Annotated in this window: 17 protein-coding genes; 4 read left to right on the top strand and 13 right to left on the bottom strand. The window is 74.1% G+C overall.

Annotation, left to right across the window (positions count from 1 at the left end):
* Nucleotides 1-36 precede the first annotated feature (36 nt).
* A complete protein-coding gene (locus tag ACZ7KF_RS26870; RefSeq protein WP_471080035.1) occupies nt 37-513 on the top strand; it encodes a rhodanese-like domain-containing protein in 477 nt (158 codons plus the stop codon).
* Nucleotides 514-593: 80 nt separating this feature from the next.
* Here ACZ7KF_RS26870 and ACZ7KF_RS26865 read toward each other — a convergent pair whose 3' ends face one another.
* The 6 genes from ACZ7KF_RS26865 to ACZ7KF_RS26840 all read right to left on the bottom strand — a co-directional run bounded on the left by ACZ7KF_RS26865 (nt 594) and on the right by ACZ7KF_RS26840 (nt 6,701).
* Entirely contained in the window at nt 594-1,832 is a 1,239-nt protein-coding gene (locus ACZ7KF_RS26865; protein WP_471080032.1) for a cytochrome P450, read from the bottom strand.
* A 34-nt stretch (nt 1,833-1,866) separates the two neighbouring features.
* On the bottom strand, nt 1,867-3,258 hold the full coding sequence (locus tag ACZ7KF_RS26860) for an NAD(P)/FAD-dependent oxidoreductase (RefSeq protein ID WP_471080029.1): 1,392 nt from the start codon (nt 3,256-3,258) through the stop codon (nt 1,867-1,869).
* Complete coding sequence (locus ACZ7KF_RS26855; protein ID WP_471080027.1) at nt 3,248-3,493, bottom strand: ferredoxin; 246 nt, start codon at nt 3,491-3,493, stop codon at nt 3,248-3,250. Before ACZ7KF_RS26855 ends, ACZ7KF_RS26860 begins: the two co-directional genes overlap by 11 nt.
* A gap of 163 nt (nt 3,494-3,656) precedes the next feature.
* Nucleotides 3,657-4,331, bottom strand: coding sequence for a hypothetical protein (locus ACZ7KF_RS26850; protein ID WP_471080024.1), 675 nt, complete (start codon nt 4,329-4,331; stop codon nt 3,657-3,659).
* Nucleotides 4,332-4,470: 139 nt separating this feature from the next.
* Entirely contained in the window at nt 4,471-6,162 is a 1,692-nt protein-coding gene (locus ACZ7KF_RS26845) for a DUF885 domain-containing protein (protein WP_471080022.1), read from the bottom strand.
* A gap of 53 nt (nt 6,163-6,215) precedes the next feature.
* Entirely contained in the window at nt 6,216-6,701 is a 486-nt protein-coding gene (locus tag ACZ7KF_RS26840; protein ID WP_471080019.1) for an Lrp/AsnC family transcriptional regulator, read from the bottom strand.
* Between the two features lie 59 nt (nt 6,702-6,760).
* Between ACZ7KF_RS26840 and ACZ7KF_RS26835 the strand changes: the two genes are divergently transcribed.
* Entirely contained in the window at nt 6,761-7,960 is a 1,200-nt protein-coding gene (locus ACZ7KF_RS26835; RefSeq protein WP_471080016.1) for a trans-sulfuration enzyme family protein, read from the top strand.
* Between the two features lie 157 nt (nt 7,961-8,117).
* Here ACZ7KF_RS26835 and ACZ7KF_RS26830 read toward each other — a convergent pair whose 3' ends face one another.
* The 6 genes from ACZ7KF_RS26830 to ACZ7KF_RS26805 all read right to left on the bottom strand — a co-directional run bounded on the left by ACZ7KF_RS26830 (nt 8,118) and on the right by ACZ7KF_RS26805 (nt 17,400).
* Nucleotides 8,118-9,554 (bottom strand): GNAT family N-acetyltransferase, encoded by a 1,437-nt coding sequence (locus ACZ7KF_RS26830; protein WP_471080013.1) that lies wholly within the window; start codon nt 9,552-9,554, stop codon nt 8,118-8,120.
* A 140-nt stretch (nt 9,555-9,694) separates the two neighbouring features.
* Nucleotides 9,695-12,406, bottom strand: a complete 2,712-nt coding sequence (locus ACZ7KF_RS26825) for a DUF7824 domain-containing protein (RefSeq protein WP_471080010.1) — start codon at nt 12,404-12,406, stop codon at nt 9,695-9,697.
* Nucleotides 12,403-13,809 (bottom strand): SWIM zinc finger family protein, encoded by a 1,407-nt coding sequence (locus ACZ7KF_RS26820; protein WP_471080007.1) that lies wholly within the window; start codon nt 13,807-13,809, stop codon nt 12,403-12,405. The genes ACZ7KF_RS26825 and ACZ7KF_RS26820 overlap by 4 nt, the downstream gene beginning before the upstream one ends.
* Nucleotides 13,810-14,001: 192 nt before the next feature.
* The gene (locus ACZ7KF_RS26815; protein ID WP_471080005.1) at nt 14,002-15,588 is read right to left on the bottom strand and encodes an alkaline phosphatase D family protein; all 1,587 of its coding nucleotides are present in this window, start codon (nt 15,586-15,588) and stop codon (nt 14,002-14,004) included.
* Nucleotides 15,589-15,816: 228 nt separating this feature from the next.
* Nucleotides 15,817-16,647 carry an alpha/beta fold hydrolase gene (locus ACZ7KF_RS26810; protein ID WP_471080002.1) on the bottom strand — a complete coding sequence of 277 codons (831 nt, stop codon included), beginning with the start codon at nt 16,645-16,647 and terminating at the stop codon, nt 15,817-15,819.
* A gap of 99 nt (nt 16,648-16,746) precedes the next feature.
* Nucleotides 16,747-17,400, bottom strand: coding sequence for an NADPH-dependent F420 reductase (locus ACZ7KF_RS26805; RefSeq protein WP_471080126.1), 654 nt, complete (start codon nt 17,398-17,400; stop codon nt 16,747-16,749).
* 121 nt (nt 17,401-17,521) lie between these two features.
* Here ACZ7KF_RS26805 and ACZ7KF_RS26800 point away from each other — a divergent pair, with 121 nt between their 5' ends.
* Nucleotides 17,522-18,406: an RNA polymerase sigma-70 factor gene (locus ACZ7KF_RS26800; RefSeq protein ID WP_471079999.1), complete on the top strand. Its 885-nt coding sequence runs from the start codon at nt 17,522-17,524 to the stop codon at nt 18,404-18,406.
* 258 nt (nt 18,407-18,664) lie between these two features.
* Nucleotides 18,665-19,426, top strand: coding sequence for a GntR family transcriptional regulator (locus tag ACZ7KF_RS26795; protein WP_471079996.1), 762 nt, complete (start codon nt 18,665-18,667; stop codon nt 19,424-19,426).
* Nucleotides 19,427-19,633: 207 nt separating this feature from the next.
* Here the strand turns inward: ACZ7KF_RS26795 and ACZ7KF_RS26790 are convergent, their stop codons facing one another.
* Nucleotides 19,634-20,788: an ROK family transcriptional regulator gene (locus ACZ7KF_RS26790; protein ID WP_471079994.1), complete on the bottom strand. Its 1,155-nt coding sequence runs from the start codon at nt 20,786-20,788 to the stop codon at nt 19,634-19,636.
* Nucleotides 20,789-20,829: the final 41 nt, after the last annotated feature.

Below are 20,829 nucleotides of genomic sequence, written 5' to 3'. Positions count from 1 at the left end.
TTCAGAGAGCGGCCCGTACACCCTAGATTTTCCCTCATGATCACCAAGACCTCCGAGAACCCCGTCCTGCGCGTCGCGCCCGCCGCCCCCGCCGAGGCCGCCGCCTACTTCCGGGCGAGCCTCGCCTTCCACGCCGACGTCTCCGACGTGGCCGCCGCGCTCGCGGCCGGCGGCGACCCCGGTTTCGTCGTCGTGGACTCCCGCTCCACCGAGTCCTGGGACCAGGGCCACGTGCCCGGCGCCGTCCACCTGCCCACCGCGCTCGTCGCCGAGCAGGCCGAACAGCTCCTCGACAAGTCCGTACCGGTGGTGACGTACTGCTGGGGCCCCGGCTGCAACGGCGCCACCCGCGCCGCCCTCGCCCTCGCCGAACTCGGCTACCAGGTCAAGGAGATGCTCGGCGGCTTCGAGTACTGGGCCCGCGAGGGCTTCCCCTACGAGACCTGGCAGGGCCCGGCGCGCCGCGACGCGGACCCGCTCACCGCACCCGTGGCAGGCGAGTGCGGCTGCTGACGGACGGCCGACGTTCGTCTCGCCGGTGCGGCTCGCCCGGCTCGTGCACCGACGGCCGGCCCGCCGCCCCCGTCACGCCCTCAACGCAGGCCCTCGAAGGCGACGCCGAGATGCCGGGGACCGCGCAGGACGGCGTTCGGCCGGTAGGGCGGCGGGTCCTCGATCAGGCGGGGGTTCACCAGCCGCCGGGCCAGCTCGGACAGGGCGATCTGGGTCTCCAGCCGGGCCAGCGGAGCGCCGAAGCAGCTGTGGATGCCACTGCCGAAGCCGAGGTGCTGGATGTCCCCGCGGTCCGGGTCGAAGCGCCCGGGATTCTTGAACCGCTCCGGGTCCCGGTTGCCCGCGGCCAGCATCAGCCAGATCCGCGAGCCCTTGGGAATGGTGACCCCGCGCACCTCGATGTCGGCGATGCACGTGCGCTGCGGTACGAGCTGCACCGGCGGCTCGTACCGCAGCAGCTCCTCCACGATGGTGACGGACAGGGCCGGGTCCTCGCGCAGCCGCTGGAGGATCTCCGGATGGCGCAGCAGCGTGAGCATGCCGTTGGTGATGAGGTTGACCGTCGTCTCGTGACCGGCGATCAGCAGCAGCACCGCGGTGCTGAGCACCTCCATCATCGTCATGGCGCCGTCCGGACCGCGGCTGTTCACCAGGTCGGACAGCAGATCGTCCCGCGGTTCCCTGGCACGCTCCTCGACCAGTCCCGACAGGTACATGCCGAGCTGCACACGCGCTTCCCGCGCCGCCTTCCCCGCCTCGGCGTCCGTGCCCTGGTGCGTCTCCGGGTCCAGGCTCGCCACCAGCGGGTCGACCCAGCCACGGAACCGCGGCTCGTCCTCCCGGGGCACCCCGAGGAGGCGGCAGATCACCGTCACCGGGAAGGGGTAGGCGAACTGGTCGACCACGTCGATCTCGCGCGCGTCCCCGAAGGCGTCGATCAGCTCGGTGACGATCTCCCGCATCTGCCCTCGCAGGTCGTCGATCCGCCGCGGCCGGTGCGGCGGTCCGAAGGCACTGTTGGCGATCCGCCGCAGCCGGTCGTGCTCGGGCGGGTCGAGACGCAGGAAGGACGGCGGCAGCCCGCCCGTCTCCTCCCCCTCGGCGAGCTCGTCGGCCCCGGCGGCGGCCAGATTGGCGGCGTCCGAGCTGATCCGCGGATCGTGGAGGAGGGCCTTGATGTCGTAGTACGAACTGATGATGTAGGGGCCTCCCTCCTCCTCGTGGAGCACCGGAGTGCTGCGGAGTTCCTCGTACACCGGGTACGGGTCGGCGCGGTTCGCGAAGTCGGTGATCCGGCGCAGCATCGAGGTGTGCGGCATGACAGGTCCTTGGGGCGTCGGGCCGGGGCGGCGGTCAGTGGCGGGCGGGGTGGAAGACCAGCTGTTGGTCGGCCGGCGAGTAACCGCTGAGGGTCACCATCGGGCCGTGGGTCGGCAGGGACGGGTCCGGGAAGTCGGCGTCCATCGGCCGGCGGCCCTCGGGACGGCGGTCCAGCGTCGGATGATCCACGGGGAACGGCGCCCCCCGTTCGATCTGCCGCTGGTAGAACTCCAGCCACCGCGTGTTGTCGAAGGTCACGGCGGCCACGATCCGGCCCTGGTGGCCGTAGACGCCGACGAACCGGCGTTCCGCCAGCGAACCCTGCGTGATCATGAGCTGCTCGCCCATGGGCGGCACCCCGACCGACTTGATGTTCACCCCGAACATCGACGACCAGAAGGCCGGCATCCACAGGTGCGGCCGCCGCTCGGCGCCGTGGCAGATCATGTTGTGCGCGGCCGTCTCCGCCTGCGCGACGGCGTTGCCCCAGTGCTCCAGGGACAGGAACTGGTAGCCGAACAGCGCGTGGGGGGAACGGGCCACGTCGCCCGCCACGAAGACGTCGTCCGTGACGATGCCCCGGAAGTCGAAGGCCCGGCAGCCCGCGTCGCACGCGATGCCCCGGGGCCCCGCGCCCAGTCCCGACCCGGTCAGCCACTCGGTGTTCCGCATCGACCCCAGCGAGACCACCACCACGTCCGCCTCGACCACCGTCTCGTCGGACAGATGGACGGCCCGCACCCGGCCCACCGAGTCGCCCTCCAGCGAGGTCACCGTGACATGGGTCCGCAGATCCACTCCGTTCTCGGTCTGGAGGTCGGCCGCGACCGCGCCGACGACCCCGCCGAGCGCCCCCACCAGCGGCGCCCCCGCACGCTCCGCCACCGTGACGGGGAGGCCCATCTCCCGGCACGCCGAGGCGACCTCCGAGCCGGCGAACCCGGCACCGATGACGAACACCCGGCGCGGACCCGCCTCCAGCCGCCGGCACAGCGCCGCCGCGTCCTCACGCGTGCGCAGCAGGAAGACGCCCTCCAGCCGGGCCTCCTCCTCCTTCGGCCACGGCCGGGCCCGGACACCGGTCGCGATGAGCAGCCGGTCGAACTCCACCTCGTCCCCGTCGGCCAGCCGGACCCGCTTGGCCGTCAGATCCAGACCCGTCGCCGCGACTCCGAGACGCCACTTGGCATCGGTCTCCCAACGGTGCGGCAACTCGGTGTGGTGCGGGGACGCCTTGCCCAGCAGCACGGACTTGGACAGCGGCGGCCGGTCGTACGGCTCGTACGGCTCGTCCCCGATCAGGGTCAGCTCACCGGCGAAGCCCTCCGCGCGCAGGGTCTCCGCGGCCCGCAGTCCGGCCAGGGAGGCACCCACGATCACGATCCGGCCCTCGCGCCTGAGCCATTCCACGTGATCAGCGGCCATCGGACGCCTCCCGCGCGGACCCGGCCGCCGGCCCGCCCGTACCGCCCGGACCGTCGGTGGTGATGGCCTGCACCGGGCAAGCGGCGACGGCACGCGCCACCCGCTCGCGCTGCTCCTCCTCCGCGCGCGGGTTGTAGATCAGCGACTCCTCGCCGTGCAGGGCGAAGACGTCGGGCGCGAGGAACGCGCACTGCGCGTACCCCTGGCACTTGTTGAGATCGACGACGAGCCTCATCGACGCTCCGCCCTTCCGGTGGCCAGGTCCGGTGACCGCCACGGCTCCGCGGCGGCTCCGGACGGCGGTCGTCCCCCGCTGGCCAGCATGCGAGCGCGGGCCGGGTGCGCGCGCGCCGGGGCACGCCGATCGGGTGAGCGGGTCCCCGGGGGAGCCGAGGTCGTCAGGCCGCCGCCGGACGGGGGCGGTTTCGACGGCCCACCTTGAGGATGTGCAGGCTGAGCAGCAGGGACCACGCGGGGAAGACGAGTTCCGCCCAGGGCACGTTCGACGAGACGAACAACAGCGTCAGGGCGACGAGGAAGCCCAGGGTCGTGAGCCAGCGCGGCAGGATGCCGAGGCGGTGGCCGATGACCGACATGGAGGACACGAAGACGGCCGCCATCCGCATGGCGTACCCCGTCAACAGCGTGTACGCCAGGTGGCGGCCGAAATCCCAGCCGGCCGGGGACGGGGTCGTGCCCGACGGATGGGACACCACGAGCACGGCACTCGCCGCCGCGGCGGCGCCGAACATCATGGCGGTGAAGACCAGCCCGCTGCCCAGGAGGACCGTCCCGAGGAACTTGTCCTCGACCGCACCGACGTGCGCGCGCACCGCGCCGATGAACCACAGGAAGAAGATGCCCGCGAACGGCACGAGCGCGAGGGCCGTCCGCAGGGCGCCACGCCGCGCGGAGTCCGTGAACCCCTCGGCGCCGGTCGCGTCGGCGCCCTCCGGAATCCCCAGCCTGACCAGGACGATCGCGGCCGCCAGAAGCAGTGCGAAGAAGACTCCGGCCAGTCCCGCGGCGCGCGGTGTCTCCAGAGCCTCCTGTCCCGGCCCCTTCTCCTGCATGCCCGGCCCGCCTCTCCGCATCGGCCCCCGGCACCAGCTAGCCGCCCGGGCCGCGCCCGCGCCACCGGGAGCGGCCGTACGGCCGAGCGCCGCGGCACAGGGCCCGCGCGGGAGCGGACCCGGCGCCGTGGGCGGGGCGTCAGAGCCGAGACAGTTCGTCCACCAGGTCGTCCAGGCCCAGCGAGCCCTGCGACAGCGCCGCCATGTGCCAGGCCTTCAGGTCGAACGCCTCGCCGTGCCGCTCGCGCGCCTTCTCCCGGCCCAGCAGCCACGCCCGCTCGCCCAGCTTGTAGCCGATCGCCTGGCCCGGGATCGTCAGGTACCGGGTCAGCTCGCTCTCCACGTAGTCCGCGGGCCGGCTGCTGTGCGCACCGAAGAACTCCTGCGCCAGGTCCGGCGTCCACCGCTCCCCGGGGTGGAACGGCGAGTCCGCCGGGATCTCCAGCTCCAGGTGCATGCCGATGTCCACGATCACCCGGGCGGCCCGCATCATCTGCGCGTCCAGGTAGCCGAGCCGCTCCTCCGGGTCGGTGAGGTAGCCCAGCTCGTCCATCAGCCGCTCCGCGTACAGCGCCCAGCCCTCCGCGTTGGCGCTGACGATGCCGACCGTCGCCTGGTAGCGGGAGAGGTTCTCGGCGATGTGCGCCCACTGCGCGAGCTGGAGGTGGTGGCCGGGCACGCCCTCGTGGTACCAGGTCGAGACCAGGTCGTAGGCCGGGAAGCGGTTCAGGCCCATCGTGGGCAGCCAGGTGCGGCCGGGCCGGGAGAAGTCCTCCGACGGAGGCGTGTAGTAGGGGGCCGCCGCGCCACCGGGCGGGGCGATGCGCGACTCCACCTTCCGCACCCGCTCGGCGAGGTCGAAGTGGGTCCCGTCCAGCTCCTCGATCGCCTTGTCCATCAGACCCTGGAGCCACTCCCGGACCTCGTCCACGCCCTCGATGTGCCGGCCGTGCTCGTCCAGGTGCGCGAGCGCCACCCACGGCGTCTCGGCGCCGGGCAGGATCTTCTCCGCCTCCTGCCTCATCTCGCCCAGGAGGCGGTGGAACTCGGCCCAGCCGTACGCGTACGCCTCGTCCAGATCCAGGTCCGTGCCGTTGAAGTAGCGGGACCAGCGCGCGTACCGCTCGCGGCCGACCACGTCCGGGGCGCCCTCGATCGCCGGCGCGTACACGTCCCGCAGCCAGTCCCGCAGCTCCACCAGGGCACCGGTCGCCGTGCGCGCCGCCTCGTCCAGCTCCGCGCGCAGCGACTCCGGTCCGGCGGCGGCGAAGTCCTCGTACCAGCCGCGGCCCTTGCCGTCGGTGTCCGTCCACTCGGAGAGCTGGTCGATGAAGGTGGCGGTCGGCCGGGGCGCCGCGAACAGCTTGCGGTCCAGGCCGAGTTCGAGCGAGGCGCGATAACCCGCGACCGCGCCCGGCACCGCGCGCAACCGCTCCGCGATCGCCGCCCAGTCCTCCTCCGTCTCCGCCGGGGTGACCGTGAAGATCTCCCGCACCGCGTGGCCGGGCGTGTCCATGTTGCCGACCTCACGCAGGTGTTCGCCCGCGTCGTGCATGGCGAGCGCGGCGGTCAGCCGCTCCCGCAGCAGCCGCCCGCAGCGCCGCTCCACGTCCGTGTCCGCACCGGGCTGCCGCTCCGCCTCGTCCAGCTTCGCGAGCGTGGCCCGCGCCAGCTCCGCCTGCGCCGCCGCGCCCGCGGGCGAGTAGTCGGGCAGCCTGCTCGAGCTCTCCTTCACACCGAGGTACGTACCGGTGACCGGGTCGAGGGCGATGAGGTCGTCCACGTATGCGTCGGCGACCTGTCGGGGCAGTGGGATCCGGATCTCAGACATGCGGACCATCCTCGTACGGAGAGGATCTCCGCGTCACCCGTGTTCCGGGGGATTCAGCTCTCGGCGTGGCCGGGCGGCAGCAGCGGCCCGCACTCCCACTGCTGGAAGATCAGCCGGGTCTCCACCCGGGCCACCTCGCGCCGCGCCGTGAACTCGTCCAGCACCAGCCGCTGGAGATCGGCCATGTCCGCGACCGCCACATGCACGAGATAGTCGTCCGGCCCGGTCAGATGGAACACCGACCGCGCCTCCGGCAGCGCCCGGATCCGCTCCACGAACGGCCCCACCAGCTCCCGGCGGTGCGGCCGCACCTGCACCGACAGCAGCGCCTGGAGGCCGCGCCCGAGCTTGGCCGGATCGAGCCGCAGCCGGTGCCCGAGTATCACCCCCGAGCGGCGCAGCCGGGTCACCCGGTCCAGACACGTCGACGGCGCCACGCCCACCTGTGCGGCGAGATCGCGGTAGGTCGTCCGGGCATCGTTCTGCAGCAGCCGCAGCAGATGCAGGTCCACCGGATCCAGTACGACAGATTCGGCCATTGGCCGAACGTAACACGGTGTTCGGCTCCCGGGAACCGTCCGATGTTCACCCTTCCGGCATGGACACAGCGAGCACCGGTGCCTACGACGACGTACGCGCCCGATCGAGAGCCCTTGCCACCGAGGCCGTGCACGCCGGCCGTGACGATCTCGCCCGTCAGGGCCTGCACGCCCCGCCGATCGACCTGTCCACCACCTACCCCTCCTTCGACAGCCGCGCCGAGGCCGCCCGCATCGACGCCTTCGCCACCGACGGCGCCGACCCGGTGGGCCCGCCGGTCTACGGCCGCCTGGGCAACCCGACCGTCGCCCGCTTCGAGACCGCCCTCGCCCGCCTGGAGGGCACCGAGTCCGCGGTCGCCTTCGCCAGCGGCATGGCCGCGCTCAGCGCCGTCCTCCTCGCCCGGTCGGCCGCCGGCCTGCGCCATGTCGTCGCGGTACGTCCCCTGTACGGCTGCAGCGACCACCTGCTGACCGCCGGACTCCTCGGCACGGAGGTCACCTGGACCGACCCGGCCGGCATCACCGACGCGCTGCGCCCGGACACCGGCCTGGTCATGGTCGAGTCCCCGGCCAACCCGACCCTCGCCGAACTCGACCTGCGGGCCATCGCCCATGCCTGCGGCTCGGTCCCGCTGCTGGCCGACAACACCTTCGCCACGCCCGTGCTGCAGCGCCCCGCCGAGCAGGGCGCCCGGATGGTGCTGCACAGCGCCACCAAGTACCTCGGCGGCCACGGCGACGTCCTGGCCGGTGTGGTCGCCTGCGACGAGGAGTTCGCGGGCCGGCTGCGGCAGATACGGTTCGCCACGGGCGGGGTCCTGCATCCGCTGGCCGGCTATCTGCTGCTGCGCGGCCTGTCCACACTTCCCGTGCGGGTACGGGCGGCCTCCGCGAACGCCGCCGAGCTGGCCCGCCGGCTCGCCGCCGATCCGCGGGTGGCCCGGGTGCGCTATCCGCGGCTGGGCGGCGCGATGATCGCCTTCGAGGTGCACGGCGACCCGCACGAGGTGATCTCCCGGGTCCGGCTCGTCACGCCCGCGGTGAGCCTGGGCAGCGTCGACACGCTCATCCAGCATCCCGCGTCCATCAGCCACCGCATCGTGGACGCCGAGGACCGGCGCGGGGCGGGCGTGAGCGACCGGCTGCTACGGCTCTCCGTGGGCCTGGAGGACGTGGACGACCTGTGGGCCGACCTCGACCAGGCACTCGCGGAACCCGCCAGGACCCCGGTGCCGCTCGCGGAGGCGGTGCGCTGAGCCGTCCGGAGGCGGTGCGCTGAGCCGTCCGGCGGCGTGCGGGCGGCCCGGCAGGGGGTGCCGGGCCGCGCAGGCGCGGGGTGCTGGGACTGCCGGGTCGGTCCTGTCGGGCCGCCGGGGCGCCGGGTCGGTCCCCTCGGGCCGCCGGGGCGTCGGGTCAGTCCCGGCGGGCCGGGTTGCCGAGGTGCTGTCGGGCGGTGTCGTGGGTCGGCCGGGCGGAGGTCGGTGTGCCGGCCAGTCGGGCCGTGATGACCAGCGTGCCTTCCTCGACCTGGTAGTCCAGGGGCAGCCCGAGGCCGCGCATGGCCGCGACCATGCCGGTGTTGGACGCCTTGGTCACGGCGTACACGCTCTCGCAGCCGGCCTCCACCGCCAGCGCCACCAGCCGGCCGAGCAGCTCACCGCCGACCCCCCGCTGCTGCCAGTCGTCCTCGACCAGCAGCGCGACCTCCGTCTCGTCGCCGTCCCACAGCAGATGTCCGAGGCCGACGATCCGGCCGGAGGCGGTCTGCGCGGCCAGCGTCCGGCCGAAGCGGGGGCTGAGCAGGTGGTTCAGGTAGCGGTCCGCGTCACCGACCGGGCCGTGGTAGCGCAGGCTCAGGGTGTGCGGCGAGCACCGGTCATGCATCGCCCTGGCCGCGGCCAAGTCCCCGGTGTCGACCCGGCGCACGGTGATCTCGTTGCCCTCGGGCAGGGTCAGCACGTCCTGACCGCTCGGGATCCGCGGTCCCAGCCGGCTGTCCAGCTCCACCAGCGCCCGGGCGCGCGCGAACTCGGTGGGGGTGAAGGGCAGATACGGCCGCTCCACCGTGAGCACCCCGCCCTCGGGTGCCGGCAGCCGCATCACGGTGTCCTCCAGGACGCCCTCGACCGGTACCGGCCGCGGGCCGCGGCCACCGCCGGCCGGTGTTCCGGGCAGCGACCGGATCGTGCAGCGCCCCAGCAGCTGGCGCAGTGCCAGGGGCAGTTCAGCGGTGTCCAGGGCGGTGCGGGCCGCCAGGCCGAGCACCCGGGTCGGCGCGTCGACCAGATCGTGGGCGTCGGCCCGCTCGATCCAGGTGGCCGTGCCCCCGGCCAGCGCCACGGCCCGGGTGATGTCGGCCCCCGCCACCGTGGCCGGTGCCCGCAGCAGGAACTCGTCCACCGTGCCGTCGGCCAGCGGGTGCGTCTGCAGGCTCAGGATGTCCACCCGCCGCTCGGCGAGCGCCGTGCACAGGGCGGCCAGCGAACCCGGCTGGTCCTTCACCGTCGTCCGCATCCGCCACAGCGCGCCGGCGACCTCGTCGGCGGTGGGCTGCTCGGACTGCCCGGCCGGCCGCGTCTCGGCGAACGGCCGGGCGTCGGTATCACTGACCGGCGGCGCGTGTCCGTGGCGGCGTGACCACCACACGTGGAATCCCGCCGTCGCGGCGAGCGCGAGTGCCGAGATCATGAGCAGGGCCGGGCCGTCGGGTCCGTGCCCGATCAGGTTGGCCACCGCGTCCGCGACGGCCACGGCCGTGAAGAGCGCGGCGAGTTCGACGACGTCCCGTCGCCAGTGGTGCACGGGCCGCCCGTGCTTCGCCCGGGTCACATCAGGCATGTCTGGAGTCATGCAACCACTGTGCAGGAGGGGTGTTGCGTGATCACGAACTGATTGTGTCCGATGGGTTAAGCATGCTTCCGCCCTCTTTGTTGCGTTTTCTATGGTTGGTGCTCTCAAGGAACCGGCGAGCACGCGCGTCGCGGGCCGGCTCAGGCGGCCACCTCCACCCCCAGGGCGTCCCGCAGCCGCCGCGCCTGGACGACCAGGCGGGAGGAGCCGGCGCGTGCCGCGGTCTCCGCGAGATACGGCACGTCTCCCCGGGCCCCCGACCGCTCGGCGCACTCCGCCGCGACGGCCAGCAGCTCCCCGAGACTCCGGGCCGCCACCGCCGCCTCCTCCGGGCGGGCGCTCGCGAGGCCGGCCAGCGGAACGGGCAGGGCATGGCGAAGTATCTCCCATGTCGTCGCGTTGGCTCCCGTCTCCGCCGCGGTCCGCGCCGATTCGGCCAGCCGTTGCGGCTTCACCGCCCCTCGCCCCACCAGCTCGCCCAGATCCGTGCCCAGCCGGACCATGTCGAGCTGTCCTCGCGCGGCGAGCACCAGCAGGGCGTCCACCGCGGCGAGCCGGTCCTCCTGGTGCCGCGCACCGAGTCCGTACGCCACGCACAGGTGGACGGCCTCGCCCGCCTCGCCGCCCGACTCGGCGAGCAGCGGGAGAACGGCGGCACCGCGGTCCTCCCCGAGGGCCGTCCCGGCCAGGTCGGGCAGCATCCGTGCCGCGACCAGCTCGCGCCGCTCCGGGAGGACGGCGAGCCAGTGCGGGCGTATCGCCTGGTTCCAGTGCATGCAGTGCCAGCGGTCCGAGATCACCGGCAGCGGCCGGCCGAGGCGCCGGAACTCCTGCGGGAAGTCCGCCTGCAGCTCCGGGATCTCACCCGGCTCCACCAGGATCCGCGCGCCCTTGGTCCGGCGCCGCGCCGGGCCGGGAGCGGTGGCGCCCGTACGCAGCCGGTGGGCGAGCCGACCGCCCGGGGTGGGGGTGTCGGCGGTGAGCCAGCGGGCGAGCCGTACGCCCTCCCGGGTGCCGAGCGTCCTCGCCCGCACCGCCGCCTCCTCCGCCGCCGCGGGGTCGTCCCTGCGTACGCGCAGCAGGGCCTGGGCGAAGTCGGCGGCGCCGACCCGGGCGTCCAGACGCCGGTACTCGGCGAGACGGGCCACCAGGTCCGCCGGCTCCAGCAGTCCGGTGCTCCAGGTGGGCGTGGCCAGGAGCAGCGGCAGCGGTTCCGTGCGCAGGCGGTAGGCCACTTCGCGGAGCCGGGTGTCGAAGACCCGGGCGAGCGCGCTGTGCGCGCACTCGTGTTCCTTCGGCCCCTGCCGCACCGCCGCGTGGAGCGTGGCCGTGGCCACCCTGCCGTGCAGGGTGGCGAGGAGCAGGTCGAGGCCGTTCTGGGCGTCGAGGGTGCCGTAGCGGCCGTTGCCGAACATGTCGTCCGTGCGCGGCCACTGCCGGGACGCGTCCGCCCCCCACCAGCGGGCCGCGATCACGGGAACGAGTGCCTCGCGCAGCGCGTCCGGATCCTGGTACGCGTGCCGCACCAGACCGTCCAGCGCCCGCTCGAACGTGCCGACGTCACCGTCGGAGGCCAGCAGCGCCCCCAGTTCCTCGGCCAGTTCCTCCGCCGTCCGCGGCGCGGCATCCAGCCGGACCGGCTCCGGGACGGGAGGCAGCACCTCCTCGAACGCCTCCTCGGAGCCGACCGAGGCGACCCCCAGCGCGGCGGCGGCCCGTGGCCGCAGCGCGGGGGCCAACCGGCCGGCAGAGGCGACGAGTGTGTCCCGCGCCGCCGCGGAGCCGAGCCCCCCGACATGCCGTTCGACGAGCTTGAGCGCCCGCTCCTGCACCTGGGTGTCCTCGTGCCCGAACGCCTCGGCGACCACCGGCAGCAACTCCGCCGCCGTGGCGGGATCGCGCGAGAGCACCTTGCCGAGCAGGACCAGCTGGGCCCGCACGAGCTTCTTCTCCCGGCGGAACAGCAGCCCTTCGGAGGCCTCGGCGAGCTGCCGTGCCGTCAGCTCGCCGGCCAGCGCGAGGGCGGTCAGCACCGCCTGTGCGTGGGAGGCGACCGGGGAGACCGCGTCGCGGGCCAGCGCCGTCCAGTCCGGGACTCGCGCCCGCTCCTCCTCCCGGGTGAGCGCGAGTTCGGTCAGGAACGGCAGGAAGACCCGGTGGTCGGTGGGGCCGCCGCCGCGCAGCAGCCGGGCGACGCAGAGGTCGGCCAGCGCCGCCCGGTCCAGGGCACCTTCCCGGACCAGTGTGGCCAGAGCGCTGGGCCACGGGCCCTGTCCCTCACCGAGCAGCCAGCGCACCTCGCCGACATCGGAGAGGGCGAACAGGCCGCCGACCAGCGCGGTGAGATGCGGCTCCCGGCGCAGCACATCGGTGATCCCCTCCCGGCGCTGTGCCGCGTCGCCGACGTACCGGACCCAGCCGATCACGTAGGCGTCCGTCACCGGCACCGCGCACCCCGCCCGGCCGACCAGGCCCGCCATCAGCTCGAACGGAACGCGCGCGGAGGCGGGGCGCTGGGCCAGCCGGTGCACCACATCGGCCAGCCAGCCCGGGTCCCTGGACTCCAGCGCGCGCAGCAGAGGTTCGGCGGGCGCCTGGCTCCAGCGCAGGTCGCTCGCCGCCAGCCAGGCCGCCGCCGCGGCGGCCCCCGTGTGGCAGGCCGCTCCGGCCAGGTGCAGCGCCGGAAGGATCCGCTCCGAGCGCCTCTCCCACCACGGCACCCCCCGCAGCTCCTTGCGCAGCGCCTTCAGACCGTCGACGGCGGCGCGTCGTTCCCCGGCCGTCATCGCCGTCGCCAGCCGCAGCGTCTCCGCCGTGTCCCCCGCCTGCACCGCCTCCATGAGCGCGGTCATCGCACACCCCCGTCGATCGCCGTGTCCTGTCCCGCCGTGGCACCCCGCCGCACCATCCGCACCGCCAGCGCGTGCTTGCACGGTCCGCGTCCGCCCCGGTACCTCGCCCACCACAGACAGCTGCAGCTGAGCGTCCCCGCCTCGTCCCGCACCCGGTGCGCGTGCCCGTCCTCGGCCGTCACCGTGGCCAGCGGGCCGGCGAGGGTCACCGCACCCGCCGCCACCAGCGCCCGGGCCGAGCGCAGCCGGGGATTGTGCCGCTCGACGCGCTCGGCGTCGTAGGGCAGTTCGCGGTGGAAGTAGGCCGCCTCCGCCGTGTCGTACCCGACGCGGCCCGAGGTGCCCAGGCGGATCAGGGCCGCGCGCACCCTCTCGGGTGTGAGACCCGAGGCCGCCGCCAGACCGGCCACCTCGACGCGGGGTTCCCAGGCCAGCAGCACCGCGATCAGCTCGGCGTCCTCGGCGGCCTCCTCCGTGGCGAGCGCGTCCAGCACGCCGCCCTCGCCCGAGAAGCCGCGCGCGGCGTCGGGGGACAGGGTGAGCGTGAGCCGCATGCCGGGCAGCACGACCTCCCAGGCGGCGGCCGTCGCGGCAGCACCGCCGCCGACCGCGGGACCGTAGACCCGCAGGGCCGTCGCGTGCCGCAGCACCCGCTGGAGTGCCGCCAGCCGCTCCGGGCCCGGCAGACACACCGCGCCCGGCACCGCCCGCGTGGTCGGCCGCAGCCCCCGGCCCGCCGGCACCACCCAGCGCGGCCCGGCCGGTGCCCGCCGTCCACCGCCCGCTCCCGGCAGGCCGCGCAGGAACCGCACCGCCTCGTCCGCCGGCAGTTCCGCCCGCAGATCGAACCCGGCCGCGATCACCTGGGCCTCGGCGAAGCCGCGCAGCCACCGGTCGGGCAGCGGGACCTTCTTCTCCAGCACCGGGCCGTCCAGCGTGGTGACCGCCAGCTCGTCCGGGCCGACCCGCAGATGGAGCGGATCGTCGGTGCCGAGCCGGGACAGCGCCTCGCGCAGCGGGTTGTTGACGTCGACGTTCGTCGTGCCGTGTCCCACCTCGCCGCCGTCGAGGCCCGGGGTGAGCACGTCCAGCCGTGCGTACACCCCGCCGCAGCCGGAGAAGGACTCGAAGCGCAGCCGGTCGCCGTTGCCCGTGACCACCGGGTCGAGCGAGGCGCGCAGCTGCGGCTGGTAGTAGCGCGCCGCCGCCACGTCGGCCACGGCCAGCAGCGCCGCCGCGGCGACCTGAGGCGAGGTCAGGAAGCCCGCGAAGAACCGCGGATGGTCCTCGACACCCGAGGGTGTCGCACCCCGGGACGTTTCCAGACCGAGCCGGCGCCCGTCCGCCGAGGACTGGAGCACGGAGGGTCGCCGATAGGCCACGGCCTGGAGAGATCGCGTCATGGAAAAACCGTAGAGGCGACCACTGACAATCGTCCTGACCTGCGAAAACACCTACCAGAAGGGAAGGTTGGCGGATGCGGGACCGGGCCGCGTCTCCGGGGACGGCGCCGGAGTACGGCACGCCACCGGAGTGCGGCACCGGTCGGGAAGGGCCGGGGCCGGGGTGGGGGCCGGGCGGCCTGGAGGGTGTTGTTACTGGCCGACCCGGCCCGGCTGGAGCGTCTGCGTGAACAGCACGGTGCCGTCCTGCTCCCGCAGCCGTACCGTCAGCTCACCGCTGTCCCCGTCGATGTCGACCTCGCCGAAGAACTGGTAACCGCCCGCGGGCGAGACGTTCGAGGCGGTCGGCGCCTTCACGAACACCCGCTCCGGGCCGAAGGTGGCGTCCAGCGCGCTGGCCGGGAAGGCGCCGGCGTTCAGCGGACCGGAGACGAACTCCCAGAACGGCTCGAAGTCCGTGAACGCGGCCCGGGACGGCTGGTAGTGCTGGGCGGAGGTGTGGTGCACGTCCGCCGTCAGCCACAGCGTGCCGGTGATCCGGCGGTGCTTGATGAACCGCAGCAGTTCGGCGATCTGCAGCTCACGGCCGAGCGGGGTGCCCGGGTCGCCCTGGGCCACCGCCTCGATGTTCGGCCGGTTCTCCGTCGTGTCGGGCACGACGAGACCGATCGGCATGTCGGCGGCGATCACCTTCCACACCGCACGCGAGCGGGCCAGCTCCCGCTTGAGCCACTCCAGCTGCTCACGGCCCATGATGCCCTGCGGGTCGACGGTCTGGTCGTCGGGCGAGTTGGCGTTGCGGTAGGTCCGCATGTCCAGCACGAACACGTCCAGCAGTGGGCCCTGGCGCAGCACGCGGTGGACACGGCCCTCCCGCGCGCCCGGCCGCAGCGTGGAGATCGGGAAGTACTCGCTGAACGCCCGCCGGGCGCGCGCGGCGAGGACGTCGATGCTCTTCTCGGTGTACCGGGTGTCGGAGGTGGCGATCACCTCGCCGGGGTACCAGTTGTTGCGCACCTCGTGGTCGTCCCACTGGATGATCGAGGGCACCTGTGCGTTGAACCGGCGCAGGTTCTCGTCCAGCAGGTTGTAGCGGAAGTTGCCCCGGTACTCGTCGAGGGTCTCGGCGACCTTCGCCTTCTCCTCGGTGGTGACGTTCCGCCAGGTGCGGCCGTCGGGCAGCGCCTGGGTGGCGGCGATCGGGCCGTCGGCGTAGATGGTGTCGCCGCTGCACAGGAAGAAGTCCGGGTCCAGCTTCCCCATGGCGTCGTAGATGCGGTAGCCGCCGAGGTCGGGGTTGATGCCCCAGCCCTGGCCGGCCAGGTCGCCCGACCACAGGAACCGCACGCCGTCGCGGCGGCGCCGGGAGACCGTGCGGAAGGTGCCGGTGACGGGCTCGCCGGTGCGGCGCGGGTCCTCCGGGTCGGCGAGGAGGACGCGGTAGTGGATCTGCTCGCCGGACGGCAGGCCGTGCAGCCGGGTGGTGCCGGTGAAGTCCGTGCCGGCGCCCAGCAGCGGGCCGTGCCATCTGCGCGGGTTGCGGAACGACTCGGTGGCCGAGGTCTCCACGATCATCCGGGCGGGCCGGTCCGCACGCACCCACACCAGGCCGGAGTCGGCGGTCACGTCACCGGTCTGCACGCCCCAGCCCGCCTCGGGACGCCCGGAGCGGGCGAAGGCCGGGGCGGCGCCGAGACCGACGGGCAGGGTCAGGGCCGCCGACGCGGCGAGGGAGCCGCGCAGGACGCTGCGGCGGCCGGGGAGCGGACGGTGTGACATGGCTGCGCCTCCAGGGACGGGACGGCCGTACGGGATCCGGCCGGTGTGCAGAGCCACACCTACTGGCGCGCTGCGGCGCGCACGCGAACCGCAGGTGAACAACCCGCCGTGACTCCGTTCGGCCGAGGCCGCGTTCGTCTCCGACCGGCCGCGCCCGTCCCCGGTCGAAGCCTCGTCGGTTCCCGCTCCGCTCCAGCCGTCTCCGGCCGGGGGCCTGTCGGCTTCCGCTCAGCGGCTGCCGTCCAGGATGACCCGCGCGACCAGCGCCGGGTCGTCGTTCATCGGGCAGTGGCCGCAGCCGGGCAGCCGCACCAGCCGGGCCTGCGGGATGAGTTGCTTGGCGCAGACGCCCTGGCGGCGCAGGAGCAGCCGGTCCCGGGTGCCCCAGGCCACCGTGACCGGCAGCCCCGACAGGTCGTCGGTGAACCGTACGGTGGTGCCCGCCCGCAGGGTCGCCTCGAAGCCGGTGGCCGCCACGAGCGCCAGCGTCTCGGCGACCACCGCGTCCGGCGCCCGCCGCGCGGGGCGTGCGTAGATGGTGCTGGTCAGCGCGGTACGGCCGGCCGCCGTGCGGGCCAGCCGCTGCACCAGCGGCAGCGGAAGCCGCTGGGCGATGCCCCGCATCGCGAGCAGCACGGTGAAGGCGTACCGCCGCTCGGCCTCGGTCCAGAAACCGGCGGGGGACAGGGCGGTGACGGAGCGTGCGAGCTTCTCCCGGCCCAGCTCCAGCGCGAGCAGACCGCCCAGCGAGTTGCCGGCTACGTGCGGGCGGTCCAGCTCCAGCGCCTCGAACAGGGCGCCGAGCACGGAGTTGGTGGAGGGCAGGTCGTAGGTCAGACCGTCCGGCAGGGCCGGGGAGGCACCGAAGCCCGGCAGGTCGACGGTGATCACGTCGCGCTCGGTGGCCAGGATGTCCACGACCGGGTCCCACGCCTGCCGGTGGTGGCCGATGCCGTGCAGCAGGACCAGCGGTGCGCCGCGGCCCACGCGCGCGTAGGACACGGTCACATCGCTCGGGCCGTGCGGGGTGGGGACCTTGAAGGAGACGGTGGCGGACATGGGTGCTCCTCGGCTGGGCTGCTGACGGACGCCGTAGACAGCTTGTCAGCAATTACTACCCGTCGGTAGCCCCCAGGTGCCGGCCGCGCCCTCCGCTCCTCAGCGAGGGCGATGGACCCCGATGTTGAAGTCGGCGTCCCCGAAGCGGCCGAACAGGGCCAGCCACAGCGGCAGATACATCTCCACCGCGCGTGCCGCCCGGATGTCGCCCAGGTCCAGCACCCGCCCGGCCGGCCAGCCGAACTCCCCGAGCAGCGCCGTCACGTGCTCCTTGGCCCGGGTGTCCGCCCCGCACACGAACACATGGTGCTCGCCCGGCACCCGTCCCGGATCCACCATCACCCGGCAGTTGACGGTGTTCAGCGTCTTCACCACGCGCGCGTGCGGGAACGCCCGCTGGATCCGCTCGCCCACGCTGTCCGACTCCACCGGGTCCAGCCGTGCCCGACCGTCCTCGAACGCCAGCGGATTGGAGACGTCCACGAGCACCTTGCCCGCCAGGTGTTCCGCACCCGCCGCCTCCAGCGCGTCGAGCGCCACCCGCCCGCCCACCGCGTTGACGACCACCTCGCCCGCCGCCGCCGCGTCGGCGAAGGTCCCCGCGTGCGCCCGGCCGGCCGCGGCCGTGGCCCACTCCAGCGCCACCGGGTTGTCCCGGGAGCGCGAGCCGAGGGTCACCTCGTGCCCCAGCTCCAGCAGCCGGCCGGCCAGGGTACGGCCCACCTCGCCCGTGCCCAGCACCGCGTACCGCATCGCCCACCTCGAGGTCACCGGCCGCCGCTCGTCGGCGGTCCGCGGTCATTGTGATCCGGACCGCTCCCGGAGCCGGGCATTCCGGGTGGACACCGGAAGGCGTGTCGGATGGGATGGACCGGTGACCGCCGACCTCGCCACCGATGTCTTCGAAGAACACCGGCCCCTGCTCACGGGGGTCGCCTACCGCATGCTCGGCCGGGTCGCCGACGCCGAGGACGTGGTCCAGGAGGCCTGGCTGCGCTGGTACCACGCGGACCGCACGGAGGTCCGCGAACCGCGCGCCTATCTGGTGCGCATCACCACCCGGCTGGCCATCGACCGGCTGCGCCAGGTGCAGGCGCGCGGCGAGGCGTACATCGGGCCGTGGCTGCCGGAGCCCTACCTCGCGGAGTTCACCGACGCCGCCCCGGACTCCGCCGAACTGGCCGTGCGGGCCGACACGGTCTCCCTCGCCGTGCTGGTCGTCCTGGAGTCGCTGTCGCCGCTGGAACGGGCGGTCTTCGTGCTGAGGGAGGCGTTCGGCTACCCGTACGCCGAGATCGCCACGCTGCTCGACCGGGGCGAGCCGGCGGTACGGCAGCTCGCCGCACGGGCCCGCCGGCACGTGGCGGAACGGCGCCCCCGGTACGAGGTCGACCCCGCCCGGCGCCGGGACCTGACCGAGCGTTTCCTCGCCGCCGCGGCGGAGGGCGACCTGCGGGGCCTGATGGCCATGCTCGCCCCGGACGTCCAGCTGGTCGGCGACAGCGGCGGCAAGGCCAAGGCGCCGGTGCGTGTCCTGCACACCGCCGACAAGGTCGGCCGTTTCCTCGTCGGCGTCGCCCGGTCGGCCCCGGCGGACCTGTCCTTCCGCGTCCTGGAGGTCAACGGCGGCCCCGCCCTGCTGATCCTGTCCGGCGACAAGCCCGACAGCCTGTTGCAGCTGGACGTCGCCGACGGCCGCGTCACGGCCGTATACATCCACCGCAACCCGGACAAGCTCCGGTACCTCGCCGGCCGCTGAACCACCGTCCCCCGTGAGCCCCCGTCCCGCGACGGGGGCTCCCTCGTGCTACGGCGGTTTTGCCGGGACGTCACACACACTGCCGCGTACGAACGCCTCGTGAACGCTCCGCGGCGGGTCGGCCACGCGTTCCCCAAGGGACCGAGGATTGGTCTTGACCAAGGGTGACGGCCGCCCTATCGTCGCAGAGAAGTGCAACAACCTTTAATAAACAAGGGCGCTAAAAACCGCCGGACCACGGCTCTCGCGGAGGACAGGGTGGGGACCACGCAGCTGGAATCGGTACCGGAACCGAAGTACTGGCATCTCAAGACCGTGCTCACGGAGGCACTGGACTCCGAGTTCGCGGTGGGTGAGATCCTGCCCAACGAGCGCGATCTCGCCGCCCGCTTCGGCGTGGCCCGCGCCACGCTCCGCCAGGCCCTCGAACAGCTGGAGCTGGAAGGCCGGCTGCAGCGCCGCCGGGGGGTCGGCACGACCGTCGCGCCCCCGCGCGTGGGGGTGGCCGTCGGGACGGAGCAGCACAACTGGCCCGGCGCCGCCGGAGACGCCTGGCAGCCCCTCGACAGCGACCAGGCGATGCCGCCCGCCGCGGTGGCCGCGGCCCTGGAGACCGGCGCGGACGAGCCCGTCCACACGGTCCGCCGCTCCCGCACGTCCCACGGCCAGCAGGTCGCCACCGAACTGCTCTACATCCCGGCGGCCTCGGTGCCGGGCCTGACCGCGATCGACGCCCCGTCCGGTGCGGCACGCGCGCGTGCGGTGCTGCGGGAACTGCAGCACCTGCCGCTGGAGGGGGAGGAGCGCGCCGTCGAACTGGGCTCCGCGCGCGCGGACGACGCGAAGGAACTGGACCGGCTGCCCGGCTCGCCCGTCCTCGTCGTCACCACCCGCTTCATCGCCGAGGGCCGCACCGCGGCACTGTCGGTGGCGACCTACCGCGCCGACACCTGCCGGCTGACCTTCGGCGAATCGACGGGCGTGGAGATACACCACGACCCGGAGCGAAAGGCCTCCTGAGCCACGAGGCGTCCGGGAACCCGTCCGGGGGACGGGTTCCCCAGGAGCGGACCGCCGGCTCACCGCCGCGTCACCGCGTCCCGCTCACCGTGCATGCTCAGCGCCGCGTCACCGCTCCACGCTCAGCGCCGCGCCACGCTCAGCGCCGCGTCACCGCTCAGCGCCACGCCCAGCGCCGCGTCACCGCGTCACGCTCACCGTGCATGCTCAGCGCCGCGTCACCGTGCCGTCCACCGCGAACAGCTGCTCCTCCACGTGGTCCAGGGCCAGCCGCAACGCGCCGGTCGCGACCGCCGCCTCGCCCAGCAGCGACAGGGCGACCCGCGGCGGACGCAGGCAGTAGCGGGCCAGTTCGCGGCGCAGGGGTTCCAGGACGCCGTCCAGACCGGCCGCCCAGCCCCCGACCACGACCAGCTCCGGATCGAGGGCCAGCACCAGCGCGGCCACGTCGTGCACCAGCCGCTGGATGAACCGCTCCACGGCCGCCAGCGCCCGCTGATCGCCCTTGCGCGCCAGCGCGAACACCTCGGCGACCGCCTGCTCGTCCAGCGGGTGCAGCGGCTCGTCGGTGGTGGACAGCAACGCCTCCGGCGTCGCCTCCCGGCCCAGCAGATGGAGCGCGCCGATCTCCCCGGCCGCCCCGCCGTAGCCCCGGTGCAGGCGTCCGCCGATCAGCGAACCCGCCCCCGGGCTCAGCCCGGCCAGCACGAACACCACGTCGTCCGTCTCCGTCGCCGAGCCTTTCCAGTGCTCGGCGACCGCCGCCGCGTTGGCGTCGTTCTCCACCAGCACCGGACACCGGAAGGACCGGCTCAGCCGCTCGCCGAGCTTCAGCCCCGTCCACTGCGGCAGGGCGGTGCTCAGCCGTACCGTGCCGTCCGCGTCCACGATGCCCGGTGTGCCCACCCCCACCGCCCGCAGCGAGCTACGGGCCACCCCGGCCCGGCGCAGCAGCTCGGCGACCGCGCCCCGCAGCCGGTCGAGCCGCTCGTCCGCCGGGGCGGTCTCGTCGACCTCCTTGGCCTGCGCGCCCAGCACCCGCCCGTCCAGGTCCGACAGCAGCGCGGCGACCCGGTGCGGCCCGATCTCCAGGCCCAGCAGATGCCCCGCCTCGGCCCGGAACCGGAACCGCCGCGCCGGCCGCCCCTGCCGGCGGGTGCCGCCGTCGTCGGCCGTGGCCTCCACCACGAGGCCACCCTCGATGAGGCCCTCCACGACGCCCTCGACGGTCGGCCGGGACAGCCCGGTGACGCGGGTGATCTCGGTGAGCGTCGCGCAGTCCGTGGCACGCAGTGCATGCAGCACCACCGCGGAATTGATCCTTCGCAGCAGCGAGGGATCGCCGCCGGTCAGCTGCCCCACCGTCCGTCCTCCCAGCTCGCGGGCGTGTTGGCCGGATCGTA

This window comes from Streptomyces sp. NPDC038200 (assembly GCF_055600785.1).
Note: the sequence above shows the minus strand (reverse complement) of the source record. Positions and strands in the feature narration are given on the sequence as shown.

Excerpts from the sequence above, each read along its gene's own strand:
- ACZ7KF_RS26805 (WP_471080126.1), bottom strand. The coding sequence starts at position 17,400 with ATGCGGTACGCGGTGCTGGGCACGGGCGAGGTGGGCCGTACCCTGGCC.
- ACZ7KF_RS26815 (WP_471080005.1), bottom strand. The coding sequence starts at position 15,588 with ATGTCACACCGTCCGCTCCCCGGCCGCCGCAGCGTCCTGCGCGGCTCC.
- ACZ7KF_RS26820 (WP_471080007.1), bottom strand. The coding sequence starts at position 13,809 with ATGACGCGATCTCTCCAGGCCGTGGCCTATCGGCGACCCTCCGTGCTC.
- ACZ7KF_RS26830 (WP_471080013.1), bottom strand. The coding sequence starts at position 9,554 with ATGACTCCAGACATGCCTGATGTGACCCGGGCGAAGCACGGGCGGCCC.
- ACZ7KF_RS26850 (WP_471080024.1), bottom strand. The coding sequence starts at position 4,331 with ATGCAGGAGAAGGGGCCGGGACAGGAGGCTCTGGAGACACCGCGCGCC.
- ACZ7KF_RS26825 (WP_471080010.1), bottom strand. The coding sequence starts at position 12,406 with ATGACCGCGCTCATGGAGGCGGTGCAGGCGGGGGACACGGCGGAGACG.
- ACZ7KF_RS26865 (WP_471080032.1), bottom strand. The coding sequence starts at position 1,832 with ATGCCGCACACCTCGATGCTGCGCCGGATCACCGACTTCGCGAACCGC.
- ACZ7KF_RS26810 (WP_471080002.1), bottom strand. The coding sequence starts at position 16,647 with ATGTCCGCCACCGTCTCCTTCAAGGTCCCCACCCCGCACGGCCCGAGC.
- ACZ7KF_RS26870 (WP_471080035.1), top strand. The coding sequence starts at position 37 with ATGATCACCAAGACCTCCGAGAACCCCGTCCTGCGCGTCGCGCCCGCC.
- ACZ7KF_RS26840 (WP_471080019.1), bottom strand. The coding sequence starts at position 6,701 with ATGGCCGAATCTGTCGTACTGGATCCGGTGGACCTGCATCTGCTGCGG.
- ACZ7KF_RS26835 (WP_471080016.1), top strand. The coding sequence starts at position 6,761 with ATGGACACAGCGAGCACCGGTGCCTACGACGACGTACGCGCCCGATCG.
- ACZ7KF_RS26855 (WP_471080027.1), bottom strand. The coding sequence starts at position 3,493 with ATGAGGCTCGTCGTCGATCTCAACAAGTGCCAGGGGTACGCGCAGTGC.
- ACZ7KF_RS26845 (WP_471080022.1), bottom strand. The coding sequence starts at position 6,162 with ATGTCTGAGATCCGGATCCCACTGCCCCGACAGGTCGCCGACGCATAC.
- ACZ7KF_RS26860 (WP_471080029.1), bottom strand. The coding sequence starts at position 3,258 with ATGGCCGCTGATCACGTGGAATGGCTCAGGCGCGAGGGCCGGATCGTG.